General features: G+C 67.6%; 26 protein-coding genes. 15 read left to right on the top strand and 11 right to left on the bottom strand.

The annotated features are described in order from the left end of the window. Positions 1-123: 123 nt before the first annotated feature. A complete protein-coding gene (locus TY25_RS37650) occupies positions 124-1,863 on the top strand; it encodes a flavin monoamine oxidase family protein (protein WP_042264576.1) in 1,740 nt (579 codons plus the stop codon). 16 nt (positions 1,864-1,879) lie between these two features. On the opposite strand, the gene TY25_RS37655 is transcribed toward TY25_RS37650, so the two are convergent. Beyond that, positions 1,880-2,299 carry a nitroreductase family deazaflavin-dependent oxidoreductase gene (locus tag TY25_RS37655; RefSeq protein WP_042264577.1) on the bottom strand — a complete coding sequence of 140 codons (420 nt, stop codon included), beginning with the start codon at positions 2,297-2,299 and terminating at the stop codon, positions 1,880-1,882. A gap of 177 nt (positions 2,300-2,476) precedes the next feature. On the opposite strand from TY25_RS37655, the gene TY25_RS37660 reads away from it, so the two are divergent. Beyond that, the gene (locus TY25_RS37660) at positions 2,477-2,893 is read left to right on the top strand and encodes a nuclear transport factor 2 family protein (RefSeq protein ID WP_042264579.1); all 417 of its coding nucleotides are present in this window, start codon (positions 2,477-2,479) and stop codon (positions 2,891-2,893) included. A gap of 29 nt (positions 2,894-2,922) precedes the next feature. Here TY25_RS37660 and TY25_RS37665 read toward each other — a convergent pair whose 3' ends face one another. Next, positions 2,923-3,543, bottom strand: coding sequence for a TetR family transcriptional regulator (locus TY25_RS37665; RefSeq protein ID WP_041563527.1), 621 nt, complete (start codon positions 3,541-3,543; stop codon positions 2,923-2,925). A 202-nt stretch (positions 3,544-3,745) separates the two neighbouring features. Here TY25_RS37665 and TY25_RS37670 point away from each other — a divergent pair, with 202 nt between their 5' ends. From TY25_RS37670 to TY25_RS37680, 3 genes are read left to right on the top strand one after another with little or no spacing between them, the layout of a single operon-like run. Continuing rightward, complete coding sequence (locus TY25_RS37670) at positions 3,746-4,861, top strand: ferredoxin reductase (RefSeq protein WP_042264580.1); 1,116 nt, start codon at positions 3,746-3,748, stop codon at positions 4,859-4,861. 20 nt (positions 4,862-4,881) lie between these two features. Next, positions 4,882-6,030 carry a fatty acid desaturase family protein gene (locus tag TY25_RS37675; RefSeq protein WP_042264583.1) on the top strand — a complete coding sequence of 383 codons (1,149 nt, stop codon included), beginning with the start codon at positions 4,882-4,884 and terminating at the stop codon, positions 6,028-6,030. Continuing rightward, complete coding sequence (locus TY25_RS37680; protein ID WP_042264585.1) at positions 6,031-6,354, top strand: hypothetical protein; 324 nt, start codon at positions 6,031-6,033, stop codon at positions 6,352-6,354. Positions 6,355-6,371: 17 nt separating this feature from the next. On the opposite strand, the gene TY25_RS37685 is transcribed toward TY25_RS37680, so the two are convergent. Further along, a complete protein-coding gene (locus TY25_RS37685) occupies positions 6,372-6,896 on the bottom strand; it encodes a DUF4254 domain-containing protein (RefSeq protein WP_226887037.1) in 525 nt (174 codons plus the stop codon). A 393-nt stretch (positions 6,897-7,289) separates the two neighbouring features. Between TY25_RS37685 and TY25_RS37690 the strand changes: the two genes are divergently transcribed. Then, entirely contained in the window at positions 7,290-7,610 is a 321-nt protein-coding gene (locus TY25_RS37690; RefSeq protein WP_042264589.1) for a hypothetical protein, read from the top strand. On the opposite strand, the gene TY25_RS37695 is transcribed toward TY25_RS37690, so the two are convergent. Further along, positions 7,607-8,272, bottom strand: a complete 666-nt coding sequence (locus TY25_RS37695; protein WP_042264591.1) for a TetR/AcrR family transcriptional regulator — start codon at positions 8,270-8,272, stop codon at positions 7,607-7,609. The two genes, TY25_RS37690 and TY25_RS37695, sit on opposite strands and share 4 nt — an antisense overlap. Positions 8,273-8,398: 126 nt before the next feature. Between TY25_RS37695 and TY25_RS37700 the strand changes: the two genes are divergently transcribed. Together TY25_RS37700 and TY25_RS37705 are read left to right on the top strand one after the other, a co-directional pair. After that, complete coding sequence (locus TY25_RS37700; RefSeq protein ID WP_226887036.1) at positions 8,399-10,462, top strand: CocE/NonD family hydrolase; 2,064 nt, start codon at positions 8,399-8,401, stop codon at positions 10,460-10,462. 160 nt (positions 10,463-10,622) lie between these two features. Further along, positions 10,623-11,321, top strand: coding sequence for a DUF4389 domain-containing protein (locus tag TY25_RS37705; protein ID WP_042264888.1), 699 nt, complete (start codon positions 10,623-10,625; stop codon positions 11,319-11,321). A gap of 36 nt (positions 11,322-11,357) precedes the next feature. On the opposite strand, the gene TY25_RS37710 is transcribed toward TY25_RS37705, so the two are convergent. Genes TY25_RS37710 through TY25_RS37720 form a run of 3 tightly spaced genes read right to left on the bottom strand, consistent with a single transcriptional unit; the run spans position 11,358 to position 14,020 of the window. Then, complete coding sequence (locus TY25_RS37710; protein ID WP_042264595.1) at positions 11,358-12,347, bottom strand: ABC transporter ATP-binding protein; 990 nt, start codon at positions 12,345-12,347, stop codon at positions 11,358-11,360. Between the two features lies 1 nt (position 12,348). After that, positions 12,349-13,173, bottom strand: coding sequence for an ABC transporter permease (locus TY25_RS37715; protein ID WP_042264597.1), 825 nt, complete (start codon positions 13,171-13,173; stop codon positions 12,349-12,351). Next, positions 13,166-14,020, bottom strand: a complete 855-nt coding sequence (locus TY25_RS37720) for an ABC transporter permease (protein ID WP_081869358.1) — start codon at positions 14,018-14,020, stop codon at positions 13,166-13,168. Before TY25_RS37720 ends, TY25_RS37715 begins: the two co-directional genes overlap by 8 nt. Before the next feature lie 213 nt (positions 14,021-14,233). Here TY25_RS37720 and TY25_RS37725 point away from each other — a divergent pair, with 213 nt between their 5' ends. The 5 genes from TY25_RS37725 (at position 14,234) to TY25_RS37745 (ending at position 19,530) form a co-directional block, all read left to right on the top strand. Next, the gene (locus TY25_RS37725; RefSeq protein WP_014982463.1) at positions 14,234-14,557 is read left to right on the top strand and encodes a hypothetical protein; all 324 of its coding nucleotides are present in this window, start codon (positions 14,234-14,236) and stop codon (positions 14,555-14,557) included. Continuing rightward, positions 14,554-15,933, top strand: coding sequence for a hypothetical protein (locus tag TY25_RS37730; protein ID WP_042264599.1), 1,380 nt, complete (start codon positions 14,554-14,556; stop codon positions 15,931-15,933). The genes TY25_RS37725 and TY25_RS37730 overlap by 4 nt, the downstream gene beginning before the upstream one ends. Further along, positions 15,920-16,930 carry a DUF8176 domain-containing protein gene (locus TY25_RS41080; RefSeq protein WP_146154065.1) on the top strand — a complete coding sequence of 337 codons (1,011 nt, stop codon included), beginning with the start codon at positions 15,920-15,922 and terminating at the stop codon, positions 16,928-16,930. The genes TY25_RS37730 and TY25_RS41080 overlap by 14 nt, the downstream gene beginning before the upstream one ends. Before the next feature lie 356 nt (positions 16,931-17,286). Beyond that, positions 17,287-17,985, top strand: coding sequence for a respiratory nitrate reductase subunit gamma (locus TY25_RS37740; RefSeq protein ID WP_081869359.1), 699 nt, complete (start codon positions 17,287-17,289; stop codon positions 17,983-17,985). Positions 17,986-18,105: 120 nt separating this feature from the next. Beyond that, on the top strand, positions 18,106-19,530 hold the full coding sequence (locus TY25_RS37745; RefSeq protein WP_042264606.1) for a purine-cytosine permease family protein: 1,425 nt from the start codon (positions 18,106-18,108) through the stop codon (positions 19,528-19,530). A 43-nt stretch (positions 19,531-19,573) separates the two neighbouring features. Here TY25_RS37745 and TY25_RS37750 read toward each other — a convergent pair whose 3' ends face one another. Beyond that, positions 19,574-21,736: a putative bifunctional diguanylate cyclase/phosphodiesterase gene (locus TY25_RS37750; RefSeq protein ID WP_042264608.1), complete on the bottom strand. Its 2,163-nt coding sequence runs from the start codon at positions 21,734-21,736 to the stop codon at positions 19,574-19,576. A gap of 129 nt (positions 21,737-21,865) precedes the next feature. On the opposite strand from TY25_RS37750, the gene TY25_RS37755 reads away from it, so the two are divergent. Further along, positions 21,866-22,672 (top strand): SAM-dependent methyltransferase, encoded by an 807-nt coding sequence (locus tag TY25_RS37755; RefSeq protein WP_042264609.1) that lies wholly within the window; start codon positions 21,866-21,868, stop codon positions 22,670-22,672. Positions 22,673-22,679: 7 nt separating this feature from the next. On the opposite strand, the gene TY25_RS37760 is transcribed toward TY25_RS37755, so the two are convergent. Continuing rightward, complete coding sequence (locus tag TY25_RS37760) at positions 22,680-23,219, bottom strand: hypothetical protein (RefSeq protein WP_042264610.1); 540 nt, start codon at positions 23,217-23,219, stop codon at positions 22,680-22,682. Between the two features lie 170 nt (positions 23,220-23,389). Beyond that, on the bottom strand, positions 23,390-24,208 hold the full coding sequence (locus TY25_RS37765; RefSeq protein ID WP_042264613.1) for a M15 family metallopeptidase: 819 nt from the start codon (positions 24,206-24,208) through the stop codon (positions 23,390-23,392). Positions 24,209-24,287: 79 nt separating this feature from the next. On the opposite strand from TY25_RS37765, the gene TY25_RS37770 reads away from it, so the two are divergent. Further along, positions 24,288-24,971 carry a PAS and ANTAR domain-containing protein gene (locus tag TY25_RS37770; protein ID WP_081869361.1) on the top strand — a complete coding sequence of 228 codons (684 nt, stop codon included), beginning with the start codon at positions 24,288-24,290 and terminating at the stop codon, positions 24,969-24,971. Between the two features lie 6 nt (positions 24,972-24,977). On the opposite strand, the gene TY25_RS37775 is transcribed toward TY25_RS37770, so the two are convergent. Then, on the bottom strand, positions 24,978-25,991 hold the full coding sequence (locus TY25_RS37775) for a YdcF family protein (protein WP_042264615.1): 1,014 nt from the start codon (positions 25,989-25,991) through the stop codon (positions 24,978-24,980). Positions 25,992-26,010 lie beyond the last annotated feature (19 nt).

Here is a 26,010-nt window from a genome sequence, read left to right on the forward strand (position 1 = left end):
TCTGCGAATCGCCCGTCGTAGCGGCGCATGTGCCGAGTTCGCGTGGGGGAGGGCACGATTCCGGTACCGTCTGCGGCCGTTGCGCTGAACTGGGCTCTGCCCTCGCACCGGGGAGGATCGGGGATGTCGAACGGCGGGGTGTCCCGACGCGGTCTGCTGGGTACCGCGCTGGCCGCGGGTGCGCTGGCGGCGACGGCGTGCGCGCCCGCCGCCGGCGTCGGCGACAGTTCGCGCAGCGAATGGCTGGCCAGACAGTTGCTCGGGGTCGGCGCGGACGGTACCGATCTCACGTTGACCTACTTGAAGACCCTGATCGATACCGGTCTTCCCGCCGCGGATCGGCGCAAGCGCGTCATCGTCGTCGGCGCGGGCCCGGCCGGGTTGAGTGCCGCGAATCTGCTCGCCGCGGCCGGACATCAGGTGACGGTGTTGGAGGCCAACGGAAATCGGGTCGGCGGCCGGGTCAAGACGTTCCGCGGTGTCTTCACCGATCCTGCCCTCTACGCCGAGGGCGGCGCGATGCGGCTGTCCGGCGCACAGCCGTTGGCGCTGGCGCTGGCCGACAAGTTCGGTCTGCCGCGCAGGCCGTTCTACAGCGCCGATGTACATCCGCACACCCGTGCACCTGTCACGCCGCCGGTCGTCTATCGCTCCTTCACCGGTGAGGAGTGGTCCAACGGACCCGTAATACGTTACGTGCCAACGGCTTCTGCGAGCCGCGGGCTGATCAAGGTGAACGGAAGCATCGTTTCGCGCGGCGACTACGCCGCGAATCCCGGTGCGGTGCACGCGGGTTTCGGCTGTGCGCTGTCCACGGCCAGCAGCGCCGCTCTCGATGCCGAACTGCGCAAAGACTCTGTGCGGCAGAGCGGTTCGATCGAGCGGCAGGTCGAGAGCTGGACCGGCCTGCTGCAAACCTACGAAAACCATTCCCTGCGTGACTATCTGCGCGAGCGGGGCTGGCCCAAAGCGCGGATCGATGCGGTCGGCACCTTGGAGAACCTGACCGCGCGGCTGGGGTATAGCGTCGTGTTCCCGCTGGTCGACCACAACTTGATCCCCGCAGGCGCCACCTATTGGGAATTGGCGGGCGGCATGTCGACGCTCACCGACGCACTGGCCCGGCAGCTGGGACCGGCGCTCCTGCTGGGCAAGCGCATGGCCGGGCTGGAGCAGACCGAGCACGGCGTGCGGATCCGGACCACCGCGGAAACCGGCGACGAGACCTCCGACGGCCGGCCGATCGATCCGGTCGAGTCGTTCGAGGCGGACTACGCGATCGTGGCGATCCCGTTCAGCGCGGCGCGCTTCTGCACGTTCGATCCGCCGTTGAGCTATGCCAAGCGCCGGGCGATCATCGAACTACAGCACGACTCGGCGACAAAAGTGTTGCTGGAGTTCAAAAGTCGCTTCTGGGAGCAGGGGCCGGGCGGCTTCCGCGGCGGGCGCTGCGTCAGCGATTCGCCGAACCGGTGCACGTATTTCCCGTCGCACGTGCTGGATTCCGACGGCGGGGTGGTGCTGGCCTCCTACACCTTCGCCGAGGACGCGATGCGCTGGGACGCGCTCACCGAGGGGGAGCGCATCCACTTCGCCCTGGCCGGCCTGCGCGAACTGTTCGGCGCGCGGGTCGATGCCGAATTCACCGGTGTCGGCATCACCCAGAGCTGGGCGCGGGCCCGCTACGCGCTCGGCGAAGCAGCCATCCCGGCGCCCGGCCAGTTGCACGAGCATCATTTCGCTACCCGATCGATCGAAGGCCGGGTGCATTTCGCCGGTGACCACACCAGCCTCAACACCGCGTGGATCGAGGGCGCGCTGGAAAGCGGTGTCCGCAGCGCTCTCGAGGTCCACCAGCGCTGAGCCGTCACCGATTTCGTCAGCTCGGCGCGATATCGGCGACGAACAGCTGCAGCCGCTTGCCCGTGATCGCGTGGACGAGCCCGGTCTCCATGCGCGGCACCAGCGGCAACCGCGCGACGGTACCGCTGTCGACGATGCGCGGGTTGACGAGCCGGATCGCCCGGCCGCCGCGGCGCAACTCGGCCCCGTCGGCGGCGAGTACGTTGCGCGCCCAGTCGGTGGTGCCGTGCCCGAGCACGATGCCCAGCCCGCCGTCGAAACCGAATGTGTTGACCGGCGTCTCGTAGTGTTTGCCCGATTTGCGTCCCCGGTGTTCGATCACCGCGAACGTCGGCAGGTAGCGCGATAGGCGACGGGCGACCGGGTTCATGTACCGGCTCTGCCAGCGGCCGAACCAGGTGGGAAAGAACTGCGGGCCACGATCTGCCTGGGTCATGCGTCCTCCGTGCACTTTCGGCCGCGAAACGAACGGTGCGCGGCACCGCCGCACACGAGCTTAGAAACCGAGTGGCCCCACCGCATCCGACTCAGGGCGGACCCGTGGGCCCGGTGCGGTGGTGACCTCGTCTGATTTCCGCCAGCATTTCGCCTCGGCCCTCGTAACGTCGACCGCATGTCAGAGACCAGCAAGGCCCTCGTGCAACGCGCGTGGAAGGCGTTCGCCACCCACGACTTCGATCAGATCGCCGCGTTTTTCACCGAGGACGCGGAATGGCTCGCTCAGGCGAACAACGCGACCGCCGTCTTCCTGAACGGCCCGAGCCACATGGTCGGCCGCGACTTCATCGCCGACTTCATCGCCAACGGCTTTCCGAAGCTCTTCGCGAAGGACGTCTCGATCGTTTTCCGCGGTTTCTACGCCGACGGTGATCGGGTGACGGTGGAGGAGACCATGACCGCCACCCTCGCGAACGGGAACGCCTACGAGAACGACTACTGTTTCGTCTTCGAACTTCGTGACGGCCTGATCCACCGCGTGCGCGAGTACATGGACACCGCCCGCGGTCACCGCATGGTGTTCGCCGGCTGATTTCCGCCTGCCGGGCGTGCGCGCCCGGCTCAGCGTTCCTTCGGCGGCCACCAGGCGCCCATGCCGAGGGCGATCAGGCGCATCTGTTGCACGGTGCGGTCGACGAGCAGTTCTTGTTCGCGCGCCGGTGCCGAGATGTAGGCGGCGATGCCGTCGGAGACCGTGGCGACCAGCAGGTCGGCCGCGATCTCCAGGTCCGCGGGGGACCAGGAGTCCAGCGCGCGGATGCGGGAGAGGTCCGCGACGAGTTCCCGCACGATCAACTGGATTTCCAGCGCGATGGATTTGCGCAGTGCCGCCGATCCGCCGTGGCGCTCCCTGGTGAGGAAGCCGAACAGTTCCCGCTTCGGGTCGACCTGTGCGAACACGAAGCGCACGGTGTCGGCGAGGCTGGCCTCCGGATTGCGCCGCACCTCACGCAGCGCGAGCCGCAGAGCGGTGATGCCGTCGTCGACCAAGGTCGCGCCCAGATCGTCGAGCGAGGCGAAGTGCCGGTAGAAGGCGGTTGGCACGATGCCCGCGGAACGGGCGATCTCACGCAGGCTGAGCGCGGCGAAGCCGCGGTCGGCGGCCAACGCCAAGGTGCCGTCCATGAGGGCCTGTCGCGTGCGCTCCTTGCGCTCGCCTCGGGTTGCTGACTGCTCGCTCATCACGGTGAGCATACATCCGTTCACCATTCCACTCATCCAAAGATGTTGTTCGGGTCACATGTTTTGCCGGTTGACACCCGACCCCTGCCATCGGTCACACTAGTTGAGTGTACAGACGTGCACTGAAATTGGAACGCAACGTCGCGGGACCCGCGCCACACAGCCCGGCAGTAGGACCCCGACGCAGAGGTACGGAGAACGAATGGTGGATCTCATCAATCTGGTGCAGACCCTGACCACACCGCATCCGCTGGACCGGTATCTGGAACTGGTGCGTCCCACGCTGACCGCGCGGGAGATGCGCGCCGAGATCGTCCACGTCGACCGGTCGGTGCCCGGCTCGGTGACGCTCACCCTGCGTCCGACCCGCCAGTGGCAGGGTCACGCCGCGGGCCAATACGTGCAGATCGGTGTCGTGATCAACGGTGTCCGGCATACCCGGTGCTATTCGCCGGTCGGCCCGGCGGGTGGCCGGGGCAAGCAGGTGCAGCTCACCGTCAAGGCTCATCCCGAGGGTTTGGTGTCGCAGTATCTGCACCGCAACGCCCGGCCCGGACTGGTGGTCGACCTCGAGCCCGCCGCGGGGACGTTCCGGCTGCCGGATCAGCGACCCGACCGGGTGCTGCTGATCAGCGGCGGCAGCGGTATCACGCCCGTGCTGTCGATGCTGCGCACCCTGGCTGCCGAGGACTATCCGGGCGAGGTCGTGTTCCTGCACTACGCGAAGTCGCCCGAGGTGGTGCCGCATCGCGCCGAACTCGACGCGATCGCGCAGCGGCACAAGAACTTTCGCATCGAACTGCGGCATCCGTGGCGGTCCGACACGAGTAATGTGAACCGCAAGGCCCCGTGGGTCGACGTGGCCACCGCGGCTGCCAGTGGGTATTTCGACTACGACGAACTGGAGCGGGTGGCGCCGTGGTTCGCCGACGCGGAAACCTTTGTCTGCGGCCCACAGTCGCTGATGGATGCGGTGCGCAAGATCTACCAGGCCGAGCAGCTCGACCAGCGGCTGCACAGCGAGGAATTCACGGTTTCCCTCGCGCCTGTGGATACCGAAGATGCCTACGGCACAGTGAGTTTCGCCGCCGCCGGCGTCACCGCGGACAACAACGGCGCCCCCCTGCTGGAACAGGCCGAAGCGGCGGGGCTCACCCCCGAGTACGGCTGCCGGATGGGAATCTGCTTCTCCTGCACGGCTGTTCGCCGTTCCGGTTGCACCCGCAACCTGCGCACCGGCGAGACCGACAGCGACCCGGATCAGCCCATCCAGCTCTGCATCAACGCCCCCGTGGGCGACGTCGAGATCGACATCTGACCGAACAAGAGGAGTAATCGATGACCATCCTCACCGAAACCAAAGACGGCCCCCTGGTCCTGAGCCCCGATCAGGTCGAAGAGCTCGGCCGGGCGCTGGACGAACTGCGCGCCAAGGTGGTGGCCGACCTGGGCGAGCGCGACCGCGAATACCTGTACTCGATCATCAAGGCGCAGCGTGGTTTCGAGATCGCGGGCCGCGGCCTCATGTATCTCGGTTTCCTGCCGCCGTTCTGGCTGGCCGCCGTCGCTGCGCTGAGTGTGTCGAAGATCCTGGACAACATGGAGATCGGCCACAACGTCATGCACGGCCAGTACGACTGGATGCGCGAGCCCGGCGTGAATTCCCGTGTCTTCGAATGGGATACCGTCTGCCCGGCGGACCAGTGGAAGCATTCGCACAACTACCTGCACCACACCTACACCAACATCCATAACAAGGACCGCGACATCGGCTACAGCATCCTGCGGATGGACGAGGCGCAGTCGTGGAACGTGCTGCGCCTGGGTCAGCCGCTGTACGCCTTCGCGCTGATGGTGTTGTTCGAGTGGGGCGTGATGGGGCACGACCTCGAGGTCGAGAACATCGTCGCGGGCAAGCGGAAGTGGTCCGACATCAAGAAATTGGTGAAGGGTCAGTGGCGCAAGGCCGGTAAGCAGGTGCTCAAGGACTACGTGATCTTCCCGGCGCTGAGCGGCCCGCTGTTCTTCAGCACGCTCGCGGGCAACGTGACCGCCAACCTGGTGCGCAACCTGTGGGCCTTCTCGATCATCTTCTGCGGCCATTTCCCCACCGGCGTACAGACGTTCACCGAGGAAGAGACCGCCGACGAGACCCGCGGCGAATGGTACGTGCGGCAGATGCTCGGCTCGGCCAACATCACCGGCAGCAAACTGTTCCACATCATGTCCGGCAACCTGTCACACCAGATCGAACACCACCTGTTCCCGGACCTGCCCGCCGCGCGCTATCCGGAGATGGCGCCGGAGGTCCGGGCACTGTGTGAAAAGTACGGATTGCCGTACAACACCGGCCCGCTCGGCAAGCAGATCGGTTCGGTGTGGCTGAAAATTTTCAAGCTCGCACTGCCGCCCGGCTTGGTCAAGAGCGAGCCTTCTCCCGGTGTTATCGTGATGCGTCAGCGAAAGGCAAGCGAAGTGGGCGTGTGAATGATTGGGAAATTCGAAAGCAACAAGGACCTCATTCAAGAATTGACGTCCTCGGGTGCGAAGCATGTCGGCAATATCGCGAGCATCATCGCGGGCACGGTCGCGGAGGTCACCAAGGAGATCGGTGAGTGGATCACCGACGGGATCGAGATGCGGGAGGCCGCCGCGGCTGCGCGCCGGGACGCGGCGGCACAACGCGATCTCGATCTCGACGATGATCTCGAGGCGCCGGCCGCCGAGCCGGTGGTGAAAGAGCCGGTGGCGACCGAGGCGCCCTATGTGGACGCCGAGGTGGTCGAACCGGAGCCCGGCGAGCCGCGTTGATCGACCCGTCGCGCTGATCACCACACCGGCAGCCTGCGCCGGTGCTCGGTGACGTCGGTGATCAGGTCGCGGTATCCGTCGGTCAGCTCGGCGAGCCTGCACCACTGCAGGTGGGCTTCCCCGTCCACCTGCACGCGGTGCGCCTGCTGCGGCGCCTTTCGCAAAGCCTGTTGTGCCGCAATCCATTTCGCCGCCAGCCGATCGATGACCGCGCCGAGGGTCTCGGTGTGCAGCGAGGCGCCGCCGCGGTGCTCGACGTTGCCCGCGACCCAGCTGTCGATGCGCGCGACGAGTTCGGCCCGGTGGGTGTCGATGTCCTCGATGAGCTGACCGCACGCCACCACGCGGCCGGTGGTGACGCCCGGTGCGTGCGCGGCCTCGAGCGCATTACGCCGTCGCTCATGGCATTCGACGAGTTCGCGGGCGGCGGTGAGCACGCTGTGCTTGCGGTGATTCGGCTCGTTTCGGAAGGCGCGCAACAACTCCGCGGGTGGTGGCAACTCTTCGATGCCGATACGGACGCCTGCGTATTCGGTAGGCATGTGCACACCCCTGCGGTCACGATCCAATTCTGGATGCGCCAGGGCCGAGGGGGATTTCGGGGAGGGGCACCCCTCGGCTCCGGCGCAGCCCCGCGCTCGGACGCCACCCCCAACAGTCCACCAGCACGGCAAAGAAACCGGGAAATCCGCGACGATGCGATGAGGAAGACGGCCCGAGAAATCGGGACTCTTTCAGGAAAGCGCGGTTGTCGAATCCGCGCAATAGTATGGTGTACAAATCTATCCGGCGCCGATGAATCGTTATGATCCGTCACGGAGCGGTCACATGCGGATACCGTCGCAGTTTCCGACATCGCATCCTCAGTTCATGGGCAGCAACCGGTTCGGCGCGGCGGCTGCGGGCCGCCGCGCGATCGGCTAGCCTCGATATTCGTGCCTGCCTACGTGTCATCGCCCGAGCTCACCTTCGGGTTCATGTTCGCGCTGGAAGACCCGGAGCGAATCGGCGAGGTGGTGCGCACCCTCATCGTGCGCAAGACCGTTTCGGTGTTCCGGCTCGCCCGCCTGTCCGACAACGACGGTCCGCCGGAGCGCTACGTGGTGAACTGGGCCGCGATACCGCAGATCTCGATCACCACCGAGGCCCCTGACCCGGACGAACTGCAGGCGCAGCGCATGATGCTGGTGAACGCCTTCCTCAGCGAGGACGGCGAAGTGAGCCTCTACTCGGCGCAGGGCACCGGGCCCGGCTAGTCCTGGTTCCAATCCGGTACGCCGAACAGGGCCATGGTGATCTGGTACAGGTGTGCACCGAGGTCCGGTAGTGCCTGTGCCCCAGGACCGTCCAGGCAGTCGCGGATGCGGTCGTCCACGGCGCCGATGAGCGCCTCGAAGATTTCGGGCGGGACGTCCACCGGGATATCGCCCGCGGTGCGCCCGATCCGGAAGGCGGCGTGCATGCGGTTGGCGAGCAGCGTTTTCATCGCCCGCCGCTGCTGCGCGACGATCGGCCCGGCTACCAGGCACTCGATGTGCAGCGCCCGGGCGTAGACGCCGTTCTCGGACAGCACGCGCAGGTAGGTGTCCAGCGTCCGGCGGATCAGCACCCGCCATTCCGAGCGCGGCGTGGCGTGCACGCTGGTGTCGAGTTCGCCGAGCACCAGGTCCACCGCGGCCTCGAAGGCTTCGGTGAAGCAGTCGTCGCGGCCGCGGAACAGCTCGTAGAAGGTGCGCCGGGAGACGCTGGCGCGGGCCACGATATCGCCGACTGTCGTTGCGGCATAGCCGCGTTCGGCCACCGCCTCGAGCACGCCGAGATACATCCGCATGCGTTGCGAGTGCGCGACCGCCTCCGGCGCCATGCCGTGGGTGCCGCGCGGTAGGCGGCCGCGGTCGACGCCGGCTTCGAGTCCCATCCTCTGAGGATAGTCACCTTCACGATAGTGATCCGTCTCATACTTGCCCGCCGGATGTGGTCCCGGTTACTCTCACATCCCAGTTGGGTACGGCGATGTTTTTAAGCGGGTCTGCCAGGAGGTTCGATGACGATGAGGACAGTTCGCCGTGCCGCGGCACGGGCCGGGGTCATGGCGGTGGCGGCCGCCATGACCGCACTGTGGGTCGTGCCGAGCACGGCCGTCGCCGAGACGCCGCCCGACGGTGGCGCGCTCGCCGCGGCGTGGCTCGCGGCGCACGACGGCCCGCCGAGATACCCCGGGCCCGTGCACATCGACTTCGATGTGCCGGTCACCATGAGCGACGGAACGGTGCTGAAGGCCAACATCTATCGTCCGGTGGATGCGGCGGGCCGGATTGTCGACGAACCGCTGCCGACCATCGTCAACCTGACCCCATATACGAAATTCGTGTCCCTGATCGCCGATCTCGCGCTGAACATCCCGGTGCTCTCGGATGCGCTGATCGAGCTGGTGAACCGATTCGATTTCGGTGGCACCCCGTTCGACTCGATCACCGATCTCACCAGGGCGCTCAGCGGCGGCGCCGCACGGACGTTCGGCGCGGATCGCAAGCTGGTGCAACAGGGCTACACCTACATCGTGGCCGACGTACGCGGTACCGGTTATTCCCAGGGCGACTGGAGGTTCTTCCAGAGCCGGGAGACTCAGGACACCGTCGAACTGATCGACTGGGCGAGCAAGCAGCTGTGGTCGGACGGCAATATCGGTATGTCGGGTATCTCGTACTCCGGCATCAATCAATTCAAGGCAGCCGAACAGAATCCGCCCGCGCTCAAGGCCATCTTCCCGGTCGAGGGCAGTACCGATACGCTCACCGATGTCGCGTTTCCCGGCGGCGGAGTGGGGCTGTTCGGCCCGCTCTACATCGCCGCGATCGACCTGATCTCCAATTTCCCCGACCCGGTGGGCATCGCCCTCGGTCATCTGGATATGAAATGGCTGATGGACCGGGTCCAGACGCCGCTGGAGTTCTTCGACTACATTCTGATGGCGTTGTCGCTCTCGGTGGATTCGGTGCCCGAACCGCTGAAGCAGCAGCTGTTGCCCGGTAGTCCGCTGCGCAACGCGTGGACCGACAGTCACCCGGAGGATATCCGGGTGCCTACCTTCGCCTACGGCGGCTGGCAGGACATCTTCGCCTCGTCGAGTGCGCGCTCGTTCGGTGACATTCCGCTGCCGCCGGAGCGCAAGAAGCTGATCATGGGCGATACGTACCACATCAATCCCGGTTCCGGACTGGGCAATCCGGGGCGGCCGCCGCGGCTGGACGTCTTGCAGATGGCGTGGTTCGACAAGTGGCTCAAGGGAATCGACAACGGCATCGATCAGTACGGGCCGGTCGCGCTGTGGCAGCAGGGCGGCGGCTGGACCACCGCGCCGGCCTTCCCGCGGCCCGGCATGGAATATCAGCGCATGTACCTCTCGCCGGTCCGCAGCGGCACCGCGAACAGCGTCTACGACGGTTCGCTGAGCGCGCAGACGCCGCAGGACGCGGCTCGGCTGACCGTTTCACCGGTTACCGGAATCACCTCGCTGTGCTCGCGCGACTCGGCCGTCGAATCCACCGGCGTGCTCAGCATTTTCAACTTCTGCGGCCGTGACGATCGGATCCACGAGACGGGCGGGCTCACCTTCACCGGCGCCCCGGTGACCGAGCCGACCGTGCTGTCCGGCCCGATCACGGTGCACCTGAACACGATGTACGACAACATCGAGGGTTACTGGGCGGTCAGCGTGAACGACGTTGCGCCGGACGGGCAGTCGACAGTGCTGGCCAGCGGGCAGCTCGCGGCGTCGCTGCGCGCGGTCGACGACGACAAGAGCGAGAAGGACGCCGACGGCGACTACACGCACACCGTGTACAAGCTGACGCTGGCCGACCGTCAGCCGCTGGTGCCCGGTCAGCCGACCGCTCTGGACGTCGCGGTGAATCCGCTCGACGCCGTGCTGAAGCCGGGACATCGGTTGCGCGTCAACGTCTTCGCCAGCAACTTCCCGCGCGGCTTCCTGCCGCCGCCGCTGTTGTTCGACGGTGGCATCCGCAACGCGCTGACCTCGCAGCACCTGGTGCTCGACCCAGCGGCGCCGAGCTTCGTCAACGTGCCGCTGAGCCGGCCGCTGGAGTAGCGCGATTACGGCGGCGGTGTGCACCGCCCGCCTCCGCACATCTATTCGTCGGCGTGTCGATATCAGATCGTGGCGTTCGCGCACTTCGGGTACGTGACAATCGATGCAAGTCGCATTTGTTCGCGGCGTGGATCGAAAGCATCTGAAAGGGGCGTCGATCATGGAACCCGAAAATCCCGAGATTGCCGCGAAAGCGGTCGACGCGGTCGCTCCGATTCGTGTGCGCGGTGATCTGGATCCGGCACTGTCACGCTGGATGTGGTTGGTGAAATGGCTTCTCGCCATTCCGCATTACATCGTGCTGTTCTTCCTGCACATCGGTTATATCGTGCTCACGATAGTCGCGTTCTTCGCGATTCTGTTCACCGCCAAGTATCCGAAGGCGCTGTTCGACTTCAATGTCGGTGTCATGCGGTGGACGTGGCGGGTGGAGTTCTACGCGCTGTCGGTGCTCGGCACCGACAAGTACCCGCCGTTCAGCCTGCAACCGAACGCGGAGTACCCGGCCGATCTCGAGGTCGACTACCCCGAACGGCTCAGCCGTGGCCTGGTGTTGGTGAAGTGGTGGCTGCTGGCCATTCCGCACTATCTGATCCTGGCCGCGATGATGGCCGGTGGGGCGGCGTTCGCGATGGGCGACGGCGACTCCTGGGCCGGCAGCACGAGTATTTCGCTGACCAGCATTCTGGTCCTGGTGGCGGTGATCGGGTTGCTGTTCACCGCCCGGTACCCGCAGGGCGTGTACGACTTCCTGCTCGGCATCAGCCGCTGGAGCATTCGGGTGCAGGCCTACGCCACCCTGATGCGCGACGAATACCCGCCGTTCCGGCTCGATCAGGGTGCCCGCGAAACCCGCTGACGCCCAAGCACCTTCGCACCGGATCCGCCCGCTGGTTCAGCGGGCGGATTCGTATATCCGCCGGACCACGTCCTCGATTTCGGGCTCCTCGATGGACAGATCCCGCACCTCGGCGCGCTCGGAGACCAGCGCGAGCAGCTGCGCGGCGGTGGTCTGTTCCGGATCGAAGGCCAGCCGCTGGCGCATGCCGCCGCCTTCGGATTCGAGCAGTTGCGCGCACGGCAGATCGTCGAGATCCGGTGTGGGCTCGGCCAGATCGACGACGAGGACGCGACGCGCCCCCACCGTGGCGGCCAGCCCGGTCAGCGACCCGTCGTAGACCAGGTGTCCGTGATCCACGACGAGCACTCGGCCGCACAGTCTTTCGATGTCGCCCATGTCGTGGGTGGTGAGCAGCAGCGTGGTGCCGCGCTCGGCGCGTTCGGCGCGCAGGAACTCGCGCAGGCGTTGCTTGGACAGCACGTCGAGCCCGATCGTCGGTTCGTCCAGAATCACCAGCTCGGGTGAGTGCAGCAGGGCGGCGGCCACTTCCGCGCGCATGCGCTGGCCCAGCGAGAGCTGGCGCACCGGCGTGTCCAGCGTCTCGGCCATCTCCAGTTGCTCGACCAGCTCGTGCTCCCGTTTGCGCGCGGCATCGGGTTCCAGCCGGTGGATGGCCGCGAGGATCGAAAACGATTCGCGCAGCGGCAGGTCCCACCAGAGCTGGGAGCGCTGTCCGAAGACGACGCCGATCCGGGCGGCCAGTTCGCGCCGCTGCCGGACCGGTTCCAGCCCGCAGGTGCGCACGCGGCCCGCGGTGGGCACCAGGATGCCGGTGAGCATTTTGATGGTGGTGGACTTGCCCGCGCCGTTGGCGCCGATATAGCCGACCGCGGCGCCGCGCTCGATCCGGAAAGTCATCCGGTCCACCGCGGTCAAGGTCTCGCGTCGCCGCCGCCACCGGCGGCCGTCCTTGCGGGACAGGGTGAATTCTCTGGTCAGGTTCTCGATATCGATGATGGCTGCTGCCGCACCGGGATTCGCCATGCTAGCCGCCCCCTCCTTGATAGTGCCGGGTACCGAAGCGCCAGAGCATCAGTGCCAGCAGCCACACCCACAGCACCGCGAGCGGGACGAACCACGCCAGCCACGCGGGTAGCAGCGGCGGGCCGGGCAAGTCGAGCAGCGCGATGGTGGGTAGGTAGGCCGTGAACGACACCGGAATCGCGAAGCCGAACAGCACCCGCAGCGGCATCGGGAACACCGTGGCCGGTTGGACCGCGGCGAACGAACCGCCATAGGTGAAACTGTTGGTGAGTTCGGCTCCGTCGATCAAATAGAACTGTAATCCCGCCGCGCACACGAAGATCCCGCCGAACAGGGCGACGCCGCTCACCAGGGTGAGTGCGATCAGGGCGAGAGTCGCTGGGCTCCAATCGATGTCGTTGCGCCACAGCCCGATGCCGAGCACCACGATCGCGACCGCGGCCCGGGCGAAGCGGCGCAGTGAGATATCGCTGGTGATCAGTTGCAGCAGCAGCGGCTGCGGGCGCAGATGGTAGGCGTCGAGCTGGCCCATCCGGATCAGCGTCGGCAGCGTGTCCAGATGGCCGAACAGGACCTGCGCCAGCGCGAAGGTCGATTGCCCGAAGCCGAAGAGCAGCAGCGCGGCGTTCAGATCCAGCCCGCCGAGCACCCGGACGTTGTGGAAGATCACCCACACCTCGGCGAATTCGACGAGGCCGATCAGGAACGCGCCGAAAACCTCACTGGCGAAAGACAACCGGTAGGACCGCTGCGCGCGGATCCGCGAGCGCAGCACCGCCGCGTACGGGGTGAACCAGGTGCCCGCGGCGGCGGCCCGCTCAGCCACCCTGCACCTCCAGCTTGCGCCGGCCCGCGGCCAGCAGCAGCCGCCCGGCCAGGCCGATCAGCAGCACCCAGAACACCTGCACCGCCAGCACGCCCACCGCCGCCGTGCCGGTCGTCCGGCCGGACAGCACGTCGATCGGGGCTTGCAGGATGGACGGGAACGGTGTCGCCTGCGCGATCGTGCGCAGCCAGAGCGGGAACATGTGCACCGGCACGAAGAGCCCGGCCAGGAACGTGCCGCAGATCTGGTACACCACCCGGATGCCGCGGGTCTCGACCACCCAGAAACCGATCAGCGCGACCACGAACAGGCAGAGGAACGAGAGGGCAACGGCGAGCAGCACACTCACCGTCCCCAGCAGGTAGGGGCCCGGCGTGGTCGGCATCGCCAGGCCGAAGGTCAGCACGCCGATCAACACGCTCGGCACCCCGCGCGGCAGGATCGTGCACGCCGCGCGTCCGATATCGCCGGCCAGATAGCCGAGCTGGATGTCGACCGGACGCAGGAAGTCGATCGCGATGTCGCCGTTGCGCACTCGATCCGACAGGTCGAGCGGCGGCCCCATGAACTGCAGCGCGCCGAGCAGCCCCTGCGACAACCAGACGTAGGCGCCGATGGAACCTTCGGTGTAGCCGCCGAAGTCGCCCGCCGCCCGCACCGCGGCCAGCATCACCGCGGCCCGGACGAAGCCGAACACGCAATTGGTGCACAGTCCGGCGAACATCGCCAGCTTGTACTGGGACTGCCGCCGGAACCCGGCCCGTGCCAACTGGGCGTATACCGCGATGACCCGCCAAGGGTGCCCGGTCGCAGCGACTTTCCCGTCCCCCTCCACACTGCCGTGCACAAAGAGTCAAGCCTAGTGCTTCCGGCAACCCGAGGTAACCCCTCGAGCATCAATTCGACGAAGTGCCGGGCCAGCGCATGACAGCGCGCACGTTGATTGCCATACTCAGCGGAGCGACAAGCGAAGATCTGACGCAGGTGTCCAGGTCGCGCAGTAGGCTTGTCCTCGAATCATGTCGCGGTAGCGAAGGACTGGTAACCCGGGAGGGGAACGGTGGACACGCTGAAGCTCGACCCGGCGGCGGTAGCCGCATACACCGCGATCGCGGACGCGGTCTCCCAGCAACTCGCCTCGGCGTCGGCCGTGGCGTCCGGTGCGGTGAATCAAGACCAGCTCGCCGCCGACCTCGGACTGATCGGCGCCGACTTCGCGGCGCGCTTCGCCACGGCGGTCTCCGAACACGCGCAGGCGCTCTCGACCGCGGGCCAGTTGGTCGGCACCTATGGGCAGGTACTGCGCGACTACACCGCGAATATGCAGGGTGTCGACGGCGACACCGCGGGCGCCATCACCCGGACGGGGGAGACGCTGACATGAGAAGCCTGTCCGGACTACGCAGACGGCCCGCGGCCGCGCCGGCGCGCACCGATAATGCCGTGCCCGCAACGACCTATCTCGACCCGAATGTCGATCCTCCGATCGTCGCCGCGCTGGTGCGGCCGCTGCTGCAACTGCGGTCCACGCTCGGTTCGGGGGTCGCCGTGCCGAATCAGACCGCGACCGCCGCGCTGTCCGCCGCGAGCACCCAGGCCGCCGATACCGAGGGCCCGCACCGCGACGGCCTGCACGCCCTGGAGTCGACCTGGACCTCGCGCGGCGCCGACGCCGCGGTGCCCGCGCTGCGTACCACACAGACCGAGATCGGCGAAATCTCCGACCGCGGACCGGCTTACCTGAGCGTGCTCGGTGACGCACACGCCACCAGCGCCCGCGCCGCGCGCACGGTCGATCAGATCATCGCCGACTTCCGCAGCGACGCCCGCCAGATCCTCGGCAACGCCACCGCCGCGCCCGACACCGACGCGGTGATCGCGCGGGCCACCCAGGCCCTGCGGGACGCGCTCACCACGGTGAACGCCGCGCAGACCGAAATGGACGACCACAGCAGGCGGCTCGACGCGATGGGCCCGCTCACGGTCACGCAGCCGTCCGGGGTCACCACGGCGCAGCCCTACTCGTCCGGGCCGTACTCCTCCGGCACCTACCCGCCCGGTGTGACGAGCCAATACGTGCCGGGCACGACCGCCAACGGGCAGCCGATGGATCCGGCGCTGGCCGCGCAACTGCAGTTGCAGCAGCAGTTGATCTCGGCGGGGGTGCAGGTCGGCACGGCGGCGATCAACGCGGGCGTCGATATCGGCACGAACATCATCGACAAGATCGCCGGCGTCGGCACCCACATCATCGACAAGGTCGCCGAGGTCGGCACGCACGCCATCGATACGGTGGCGGCCGGCGCGGACAAGGCCGTGACCGAGGCGATCCGGCCCGGCAGCACCACCGGCGACGGGCCGAACGGCTCGTCGAATCCGAGTGCCTCGCCGAAGCTGTTCGATTTCGGTGCGGGCGTGCGTACCCCGGCACCGAGTGGTCCCAGCGGTCCGAGCAGTGTGATTCCGTCGGCCGGGCCGGGTTCCGCGCCGACCGCGAACGAGGCGCCGCCGAAACCGGAGTCGAGGCCGGCCCCCGCGCCCGCCCCGGCGCCACCGGTGGTGGACGACGCGCCGTCGCGTTCCGCCGCGCCGGATCAGCCGCACCCGCCGGGCACCACCGGCGGCGTCGCGTTGCCGCCGTCGCCGCCGCCCGACGATCGGGAGCACAAGCCCCGCGAAGGCCAGCTCGGCGTGACCGTGCCGACCGCGGTGGTCGCCGTGACACCGGTGCTCGGCGACTACGACGATGACACCCTCTGACCCGAATTCTCCGGGTCGGCAAGAGGGGCAGGGCAATCCGTTCGATACCGGACTGCCCATGGTGCGCACGCCCGTCGGCAAGGCGCGCAAGCGGCGGCGTCCGTCCGGTCGCCGGTCGCCGGTGCGCCGCCGAGATCCGGAGGTCTACGTGCCCGAGCCGAACCCGGACGCACCGGCTGCCCGGCCGCGGCGCACCGGTGACTGGGAGCAGTGGCTGGATCCGCCGCCGCGGACGGCCGAGCAGGTACCGGAGCCGTCGGTGGCGCCGGAACGGCGGCGCGTCCCCGTCGCGGACGAGGACGATCGAGCCGCCGGCTACGACGACAATGTCGCCCCGCCGCCCGCGATCATCAACCGGTCCGGCATCCACCCGGGCGTACCGCTGCGCCACCCGACCCGCCAGCGCAGCAGGCAATCGAACGGCAATCGGATCCTCGCCGTACTGATCGTGCTCGGTGTCGGGATCGCGGTGGTCTCGATCCTGTACACCGCGATCAACGGTCTGGGTGGCGACGACAAGCCCGCCGCGGCCAGTTCGACGGTGCGCGCGCCCGGCGCGGTGACGACGGCGGCGACCAGCACGGCACCGCCCGCACAGGCCTCGGCGATCGCGACGCAGGGGTGCGAACAGCGGCGCACGCCCGACCTCGTGTCCGGTACCGATCCCGGCGGCACCGCCAACGGCCCGGACGCCATCCTCGCGTTCGAATACGCCTACTACGTGGAGCGTTCCGGATATCGGGCGCGCGCGGTGGTCGCGGACAACGCGATCGTCTCGCCCGCCGACCAGATCCAGCGCGGGATCAACCAGACTCCCGTCGGCACCCGCTATTGCGTCCTGGTCACCCGGGCCAAGGACGGTGACGACGGACTCGCGCACTGGGAGGTGAAACTCACCGAGCAGTACCCAGGCGAACAGCCGCGCACCTTCACCCAGCTCATCACGACCCGCACGCTCGCCTCCCGCACCCTCATCACCGCGATTGCCTCGGGCTGACGCGCACGCGCGGGGTAACGCCGATTCCCGGGGCAGGAAAAGTACTGTCTGGGAACGCCGTTCGCGGGTGGATACCGTTCGTTCGACAGGGAGTGTCGACGAGGTGTGCGGTGCACAGTTGGGGATCGGGATATGCGTATTTCTAAGCGGACGGTGGCCGAAACCGCGGCGGTGGTGGCCTTCATCCTGTCTGCCGTGGTGGCCGCCCCGCCGGCCGACTCGGCCTCGGCGCCGCACCCCGGATCCACTGTCGTTCAAAGGTAGTACACGCTGGGTAATGGGGCTTTCGATGCTTGCCTGGTGACTCGCGGTCTGCGAAAGTAGTGCACCGGATAGTTTCGTTTTCGATTAGCTCGATGCAGAAGGCGAGTCGGCAGATGATGTCGATGCTGTGGATCACGCTTCCCTACAGTGCGTTTCTGTCGTTCGTCCTCGGCCATGTGTGGCGTTATCGGCACGATCGGTTCAGTTGGTTCGGCAATCGCGAGGAGACCGACCCCGGCCAGCGGTTCGGCACCACCGCGCTGCGCGCCGGCATCGGTGTGCTGATCGCGGCGCGGGTGACCGAGTTGCTCGTCTCCGGGCCGCACGGCCATCCGGACGGCCCGCTCTACGTGGCGCTCGCCCTCGTCGAAATCGGCGCGCTCGTCGCGGCCGCGGTCGGCGCGGTATTGCTGTTCGTGCCCGATATCATCGGTGGGTCGGCCCGGCCGGTGATCAGCCCGTTCGACCGCATCACCTTCCCGTTGATGGTGACCGCGCTGCTGTCCTGGGTGGCGATCAAGTTCGACCCGAACTCCACCGAAGGCGGATATCGCACCGCCGAAACGCTTTTCGTCTGGTTCCGGTCGCTGTTCAGCCTGCACCCGCAACCCGACGTCATGGTGCACGCGCCGCTCATCTATCAGGCCCGGGGCCTGATCCTGATGGTGTTCATCGCGATCTGGCCTTACACCCGGTTGGCCGGTGTGATGGCGGATCCGATCTGCCGCGCGCTGCTGCGGATCAAGGCCGAGCCCGCGCCGGAATCGCCGCGGGCGCTCGCGACCGGGTAGCCGCGGTTCGCGGAACCGGTTGCGCCGCAACGCCGTACAAGACCGTCCGGTATCCGGCATACTGCTGCTCCGGGGCAACGCCGTTTCGCTGATCGTGCCTCGTGGACGAAAGGCGGACCCATGGCGCAGGACGAGCGCATCGACGCGACGGGACCGATCGAGCGGCGCACCATCGAGGTGATCCCCGACGCCGAACGGCACGGCACCCCGCGCAGCCAGTTCACCCTCTGGTTCGGGGCGAACATGCAGATCACCGCGATCGTCGACGGTGCGCTGGCGGTGGTGTTCGGGGCCGACGCGCTGTGGGCGATCCTCGGCCTGCTGATCGGCAACATCCTCGGCGGCATCGTGATGGCACTGCATTCGGCGCAGGGACCCCGCCTCGGATTGCCGCAGATGATCTCCAGCCGAGCACAATTCGGCGTCTTCGGCGCCGTGCTGCCGTTGCTGCTCGTCGTCGTCATGTACCTGGGGTTCGCCGCGACCGGTACGGTGCTCGCCGGTCAGGCGGTGAACAAGATCCTGCGCGTCGAGGACGCGACGGTCGGGATCCTCGTGTTCGGCGCGCTCACCGCCGTGGTCGCGGTGACCGGATACCGGCTCATCCACGTGGTGGGCCGGATCGCCACGGTGGTCGGCATCGTGGGCTTCGGCTATCTCGCGGTCCGGCTCGCCGCGGAATACGACGTGCGCGCCCTGCTCGGGGCGGAGCCGTTCGATGCGGCCACTTTCGTGCTGGCCATCTCGCTCGGCGCGGGCTGGCAGCTCACCTTCGGGCCGTACGTGGCCGACTATTCGCGCTACCTGCCCCGCTCGACCAGCGACCGCACCACCTTCTGGGCGACCTTCGCGGGGAGTGTGCTCGGCTCACAGTGGTCGATGACGTTCGGCGCGATCGTCGCGGCGGCGGCGGGAAAAGCCTTCCTGGGCAACCAGGTCGGCTTCCTCGGTGCGCTGGCGGGGCCGTTCGTGCTCGGCTTGCTGATCTACCTGGTGATCGTGGTCGGCAAGCTGACCGTCAACTGCCTCAACGCCTACGGCGGCTTCATGTGCATCCTGACCTCGGTGACCGCGTTCACCGGGCAATCGCGGGCCACGCCGATCGTCCGCGCCGCCTACATCGTCGGGTTCACGGTGGTGTCGATGCTGATCGCGCTCGCGGCCAGCGCCGACTTCCTGAACAATTTCAAGAATTTCGTGCTCACGCTGCTCATGGTGTTCACGCCGTGGAGCGCGATCAACCTGATCGACTACTACCTGATCTCCCGTGAGCGGATCGACATTCCGGCCCTCTACGACCCGGACGGTCGCTACGGGCGCTGGAACGTCACCGCGCTGGCCTGTTACGTCCTCGGCATTCTCGCGCAGGTCCCGTTCCTGGCCCAGCAGCTCTACACCGGCCCGCTCACCGAAATGCTCGGCGGCGCAGATATTTCCTGGATCGTCGGCATCGTGTTCACCGCCGCGGTCTACTACCCCCTGGCCCGCCGCACCAGCAACCCACCCGAGCGGATGATCTATCCACCGGGCACCACCGATCGCTGAACATGCCACGGCCGCCCCGAGATTGCCGCCGGGGCGGCCGGAATCACTTGTCGCCGAGAGGTTTTCGTCTGAACAGGGCGTCGTTCGCGCCCGCCGTGCTGCCGAGCAGGGTCGTCACCTGGTCGGCGGGCATCGGATAGTGGAAGTGCCAGCCCTGTGCGGTGTCACAGCCGAGGTCGCGGAGTTGGTCGGCCTGGTGGCGGGTTTCGACGCATTCGGCGGTGACGGTGAAGCCGAGGGCGTGGGTGAGATCGATGATCGTCTCGAGCAGCAACAGGTCGGTCGGGCTCGCGGTGTCCGGTGTGCGGATGCGCTGGACGAACGGGCCCGCGAGCTTGACCACGTGCAGCGGAAGTTGCCCGAGGTAGGCGAGATTCGAGTAGCCGGTGCCGAAATCGTCGATGGCGATCCGCACGCCCGACTCGGCCAGCGTGTGCAATGCCCGCAGCGGCCGGCCCGTGGTCTGCATGAACGCGCGCTCGGTCAGTTCCAGTTGCAGCAGGCCCGCCTCGATGCCGGTTTCCGCGATCACCTGCTGCACGTGATCGAGCCAGGCCGGATCGGCCACCTCGGCGGCCGAGACGTTCACGCTGATGGTCGGGGTATGCGGGTAGCGGGTATGCCATTCCCGGCTGTCCAGGCAGGCGCGTTCGAGCACCACCGCGCCCAGCGCGCCGATATGGCCGTTGTCCTCGGCCAGGTCGACGAAACGGGCCGGGCTGAGCACGCCGAGATCGGGATGACGCCAGCGCACCAGCGCCTCGACGGCGACGGTCTGGCCGTCCGCGAGCGAGACGATCGGCTGATAGTCGAGGAAGAACTCGCCGTGCCGGATGGCCGAGGGCATCGCCGCGGACAGTTCGGCACTGGTGTGTTCGCGCCGGCCGCGATCGGCGTCGAAAATCGCGTAGCGGGCGCGGCCCGCGGCCTTGGCCCAGTACATGCTGGTGTCGGCGGCCTGCAGGAAGTCGCCGGTGGACGAGCGATCCGCGCGCTCCTCCATCACGCCGATGCTCGCGGTGATCGCCAGATGGTGCTCGTGCACATAGAACGGCTGAGACAGCGCGTGCAACACCGTGCGCGCCACCGCGGCCATCTCCTCGACGCCGCTGGAATGTGGGACGAGCACCACGAACTCGTCGCCGCCCATCCGGGCCACGAGCTGATCGGCGCGCGTGGTGCAGGCACTGAGCCGGGCGGCGGCCTGGGCGAGCAACTCGTCACCGACCGCGTGCCCGTAGGTGTCGTTGACGGTCTTGAAATGGTCCAGATCGACGTAGCAGAGCCCGACCCTGGTGCAGTCGGCGAACGCGGCCGCGAGCGCGTCGAAGAAGCGCGATCGGTTCGGCAGGCCGGTCAGCTGGTCGTGGTGCGCGCGGTACTGCAACCGTTCGCGCAGCGCCCGTCGCTCGGACACGTCCTCCACCAGCACCAGCGTGTACTGCGGCTGTCCCTGCTCGTCCCGGATGAGCGAGACGTTGATATGGGTCCACACCGTGCCGCCGTCCCGGTGCCGGTACGCCTTCTCCAACTGCACGTTGTCGTATTTGCCCGCGAGCACCCCGGCGTACTTCTGCCACATGTCGGGGCCGTCGTCGGGGTGGGTCAGATCGGTCACCGAGAGCCGGCACATCTCCTCGGGCCGGTAGCCGAGCATGTTCGCGAAGGCGTTGTTGACCTCGATGATGCGTCCGGTCATATCGGAGAGACCGGTGCCGATGCCGGCCTGGGAGAACACCGCCCGCAGCCGGGCCTCGCTGGAGCGCAACTGCTGCTCGACCATCCGGCGGGCGGCGATCTCGGCGGTGCGCACGCTCTCCTGCTCGGCGAGCAGCCAGGCGCGGAACGCGCGCAGGTAGCCGGTCGCGAACGCGCCGACCAATTCGGCCACGCGCCCGGCGGGGACGCCGCTGGCCTCGGTGAGGTAGGTGTTCAGCACGGCCAGGGTGCGGCCGAGCACCTCGTCGCCGACGAAATGCGATTCCGCCAGCCGGGCACCCAGTTCCGAGACCTGCTCGACGGGCGCGCCGGTCTCGGCGGCGATCGCGAATTCCTCGGCCAGCGTCGTGAGCAGCAACCGGGATTCGGCCGAACTCATGGGCACGACATGATCGCGCGGTCCGCCACCGAGCGCGGCCGCCCATTGCTCGGCCAGTTCGGCGTGCGGTCCGCCAGGATCTGAACCCCTCCCGGCATCCCACGCCATAAGCTCTGATCGTAGTCCGGTTTGCTGGCGCTCGCCCAACTGCGGGCGACGGGCGAACCCGGCTACGATGACGAAGCTTTCGCCGCGTCGATCGTGAGCTGGCGATATTTCTAGGAGGGTTCGGGATCGATGACCAGACCGAGTTGGGCGCCCGAGGGAATCGATCTGGATCGGCCCAGCGCCTCCCGGGTGTACGACTACTTCGTCGGCGGCATGCACAACTTCGAGATCGACCGGACCCTGGCCAGGCAGATCGAGGCCTTCACCCCCAACGTGGCCGAAACCATGCGGGCCAACCGGGATTTGCTGCGCCGATGCGTACGGTTCCTGGTCGACGAGGGCATCACCCAGTTCCTCGACATCGGCTCCGGCATCCCGACCGTCGGCAATGTGCACGAGGTCGCCCAGGGTCGAAACCCTTCGGCGCGAGTCGTTTACGTCGATATCGACCCGGTCGCGGTGGCGCACAGCCGGGCCATTCTGGACGGCAATCCCGCCGCGGCGGTGGTGCGCGCGGATATCGGTGACCCCGAAGCCATCCTGGCCGATCCGGCCGTGGCGGAGCTGATCGATTTCGAGCAGCCGGTGGCGGTGCTCGCGCTCGGCGTGCTGCACTTCGTCGCCGACGACGCCGACCCGGCGGGCTGCGTGGCCCGGCTGCGCGACGCGGTCGTGCCCGGCAGCTACCTGGCCATCACCCACGCCACCGCCGACGGACAGCCCGAGGAGGTGCTCGAGGCCCAGAAACTGTCCGGGCGCACCTCGACCGAGATCGTGCTGCGCAGCCGGCCGGAGATCGCCGAGTTCTTCGTGGGCTGGGACCTGCTCGACCCGGGGCTCGTGCACCTGCCGCTCTGGCGACCGGAGAACGCCGCGGATATCGGCGAGTTCCCGGAGCGGTCCGGGGCTTACGGCGGCGTCGCCCGCAAACCCTGATCGACCCTCAGGCGCTCGCGGTGCGCAGCGCGAACCAGCCGGTGCTCGGATCGGCGAAGCCGTGATACATGAGCCGGACGCGCTGGTCGACCTCGAAGTGCCGATAGACGAGCGCCATCGCACGGCGCATGGCCGCCTCGCGGAAGTCCGCGGTGCGGCGAAAACCGATGGGGTGCTCGGGAAGTAGCGCCAGCCGGGTCAGCTCGGCGGGATCGTCGAGATCGAGGCCGACCGGTGCGGTGGCGCTGATCTGATGGTCGTGCAGGATGGTCCCGACCTGCCCGGGTTCGGGCAGGCCCGCCAGAAACGCGCGGAACTCGGTGTGCAACAGGGCCGTTCGATCGGCGTCGGCCGATTCGGCCTGTACCCGGTCGATCAGGTCGGCGTCGGGGCTCGGTCCGGTGTCCGCGCTCAGGGGCGCTTGTTCGAGCAGATGCAGGATGCTGCCGCCGGGCAGCAGCGGTTCCGGCGCGAGGAATACGGTGATGCTGGGGCAGCGGCAATCCTGCCCGAACAAACAGACCTTGACGTGTGATGGATCGGGCATGGCGCCTCTTCCATGGAACGGGCCGGGCAACGCAACCGGCGAGCGGATCAAGACTTCGATGGATGCCGATCGCCGAATGCGGGCCGCTTCGACGCTCGACCGTGCCGCAGTTTTCTCAGTGTAGGAGCCCGCGCGTCCCGTGTGCACCCCCGCCGCAAGGTCGATCGCGCTCAGCGCACGGGGAAGTCGAAAAAGGTCTTCGGGAAGGGCTCGTCTTTCAGGGTGAAGTGCCACCACTCTTCGGGCAGATTGGTGAAGCCGTGATCGTCCATCAGTTCGGTCAGCAGCGTCCGCACGGCGCGCTGGTTGCCGCCGGTGGCGGGGTTGGCGGTGTGCGCGGCGGGGTCGAAGCAGTCGTAACCGGTGCCGAAGTCGAGGATGTTGTCGTGGAATCGCTGCTCGGCGGGCAGGAAGCAGGCGCGCAGCGGATCACCGGCGCGGTAGGGCTCGGGGTCGGCGGCGGGCAACGCGACGATGGCGAGATCCACTGTGCTGCCGCGACTGTGCCCGGATTTCTCGGCGATGTAGCCGTCGCGGAACAGATTCGCCTTCGCCACGGTGGGGTAGAACTCCTGTTTCATCTTCACGTCGCCCAGGTCCTTGGCCCAGGCCACGAAATGGTCGACCGCCCGCTGCGGCCGATAGCAGTCGTAGGTCTTCAGCGTGAGGTTCATCGGCCGCAACTCCTGTTGCACCTGAGCCAAAGCGGCGGCCGCCTGCTTGGTCAGCAGGCATTTCGGTGCCTCGTAGCCGTTGACCCGGGTGCCGAGGAAGTTGTGTTCCCCGTAGTACCGGGCGTCGACCAGGATCGTCGGATCGACGGCGGTGATGGAGACGAAGGCGGATTCGTCGGCGACCGGTCCCGCGGTGGTGGCGGGCTCGGTCGCGGGTGGATCGGCGCGGCGCTCCGCGCAGGCGGTGAGGGCAGGCAGGAGGGCCCCGGCCACCGCCAGGATCGCGAGCCGTCGGGCGAGCAGCACACTTCTCATGGTTCTCCTCGTGAGTCAGCTGCTGCCACAATGACGGGCCGCCTCGCGGTGCGCGAAGGTTTCGGCGGATACTGGACGCGTGAGTTTGGGCGACGAGGTGCCACCGGGCGTGGTGCAGGCGATGGAGGAGACCATCGGCGTCGACCCCTGCGCCGAACCGGGCTGGTTCCGTTTCTGGTTTGCCGATCAGCGGTGGGAATGGTCCGACGAGCTGGCGGCGATGTACGGCTACGCACCCGGCGAGGTGGAACCGACCACCGAGCTGCTGCTGTCGCACAAGCACCCCGACGACCGCGAGCACGTGGCCAGCTGCATCGCCGCGGCCGCCGAGACCGGCCAGCCGTTCTGCGGCAGGCACCGGATCGTCGATGCGAAGGACGAGGTGCGTGAGGTGGTGGTCGTCGGCGACCTGCTCACCGACGAGGACGGTGCGATCGTCGGCACCTCCGGCTACTACGTCGACGTGACCGAACGGCTGGAAGAGCAACGCCAAGAGGTCTTCGAGGAGATCCTGCCCGAGGTGATCGAGGCCAGGGCGGTGATCGAGCAGGCCAAGGGCGCGTTGATCCTGGCCTACGGGGTGAACGCGGAGCAGGCGTTCCGGGTGCTGCGCTGGCGTTCCCAGGAGACCAACACCAAGTTGCGCGACCTGGCCGCGCAGTTCGTCGCCGAACTCAGGATGATCAGCAAGGACAGCGCCGGGTTCCGCACGCGCTTCGACCATCTGCTGCTGACCGTGCACGAACGCGTCGACGCGTCCTGAGGTCGCTCACCGGCCGGTGAGCGACTCGCCGGCGGCCAAACCGAGCACCAGCGGCAGCGATACCAGCGTCAGGCAGGTGAGGGCGTTGGTCCACTTGTAGGCGACGACGATCGCGATGAACTCGCGCAGGACGGCGCTCGGCAGGTAGTAGAAGGCGGTCCGCGCGCCGGTCACCTCCGCGTCCAGGCGCAGTCTGCGCGCCAGAATCGCGGTGCGCAGGATATGAAAGTTGCTGGTTACCAGCACCATTCGGGTCGTGGTGCCGCGCTCGCCGAGCAGCCGCTTGATGAAGAGCAGATTCTCCCGCGTGGTGGTGGACTTCTCCTCGCGTGCCACGCTGTCCTCGGGGATGCCGCGGGCCAGCAGGTAGTCCGCCATCGCGGCCGCCTCCGATACCGCCTCGTCGGAGCCTTTGCCGCCGCTGGTGATGATCACGGGTTTGCGGCCTTCGGCCAGTTCGGCCCAGTAGATCTGGGCGGCACGGTCCAAGCGAGCGGCCAGCAGCGGCGGCACCCGCGCGCCGACCAACCCGGAGCCGTGCACGACGATCGCGTCCATGCCGGGCTGGTACGGCAGCCGGCCGTAGAGCAGCGAGTACAGCACGAAGCCGGTGAACACGAAGCCGAAGTAGCTCACAGCCATGAGCAGTGACGCGAGCAGCACCGACCGCAGGCTGCCGGTCGCGATGGCGACACCGAGCAGCACGTAGGGCGCCAGCAGCACGACGCCCGGCCCGATCGAGAGCAGGTTCGCGATCCGCAGCCCTTCCCGGCGCAGCATCTGCATGCCGTTGGCCAGCAATAGCCCGGCGAGCACCAGCACCGCCAGCGGGGAGAGCACCACGAGCAGGCCGGCCAGCGCCAGCGTGAGATCCACCTGATCGCCCGACCCGATCGCCCACACGCCTAGGACGAGGACGCCTGACAAGAGATAGATCCCGTTGCTCAACCGCCGGCGATCGAGATGGAAGCGCAACGCGAAAACACCCAACAGAATCAGGCCGACCGTGAGCAGGATCACCCGCGCACGGTAGCGCCAC

This window comes from Nocardia brasiliensis NBRC 14402 (assembly GCF_000308475.2).
Taxonomy (GTDB): Bacteria; Actinomycetota; Actinomycetes; order Mycobacteriales; family Mycobacteriaceae; genus Nocardia; species Nocardia brasiliensis.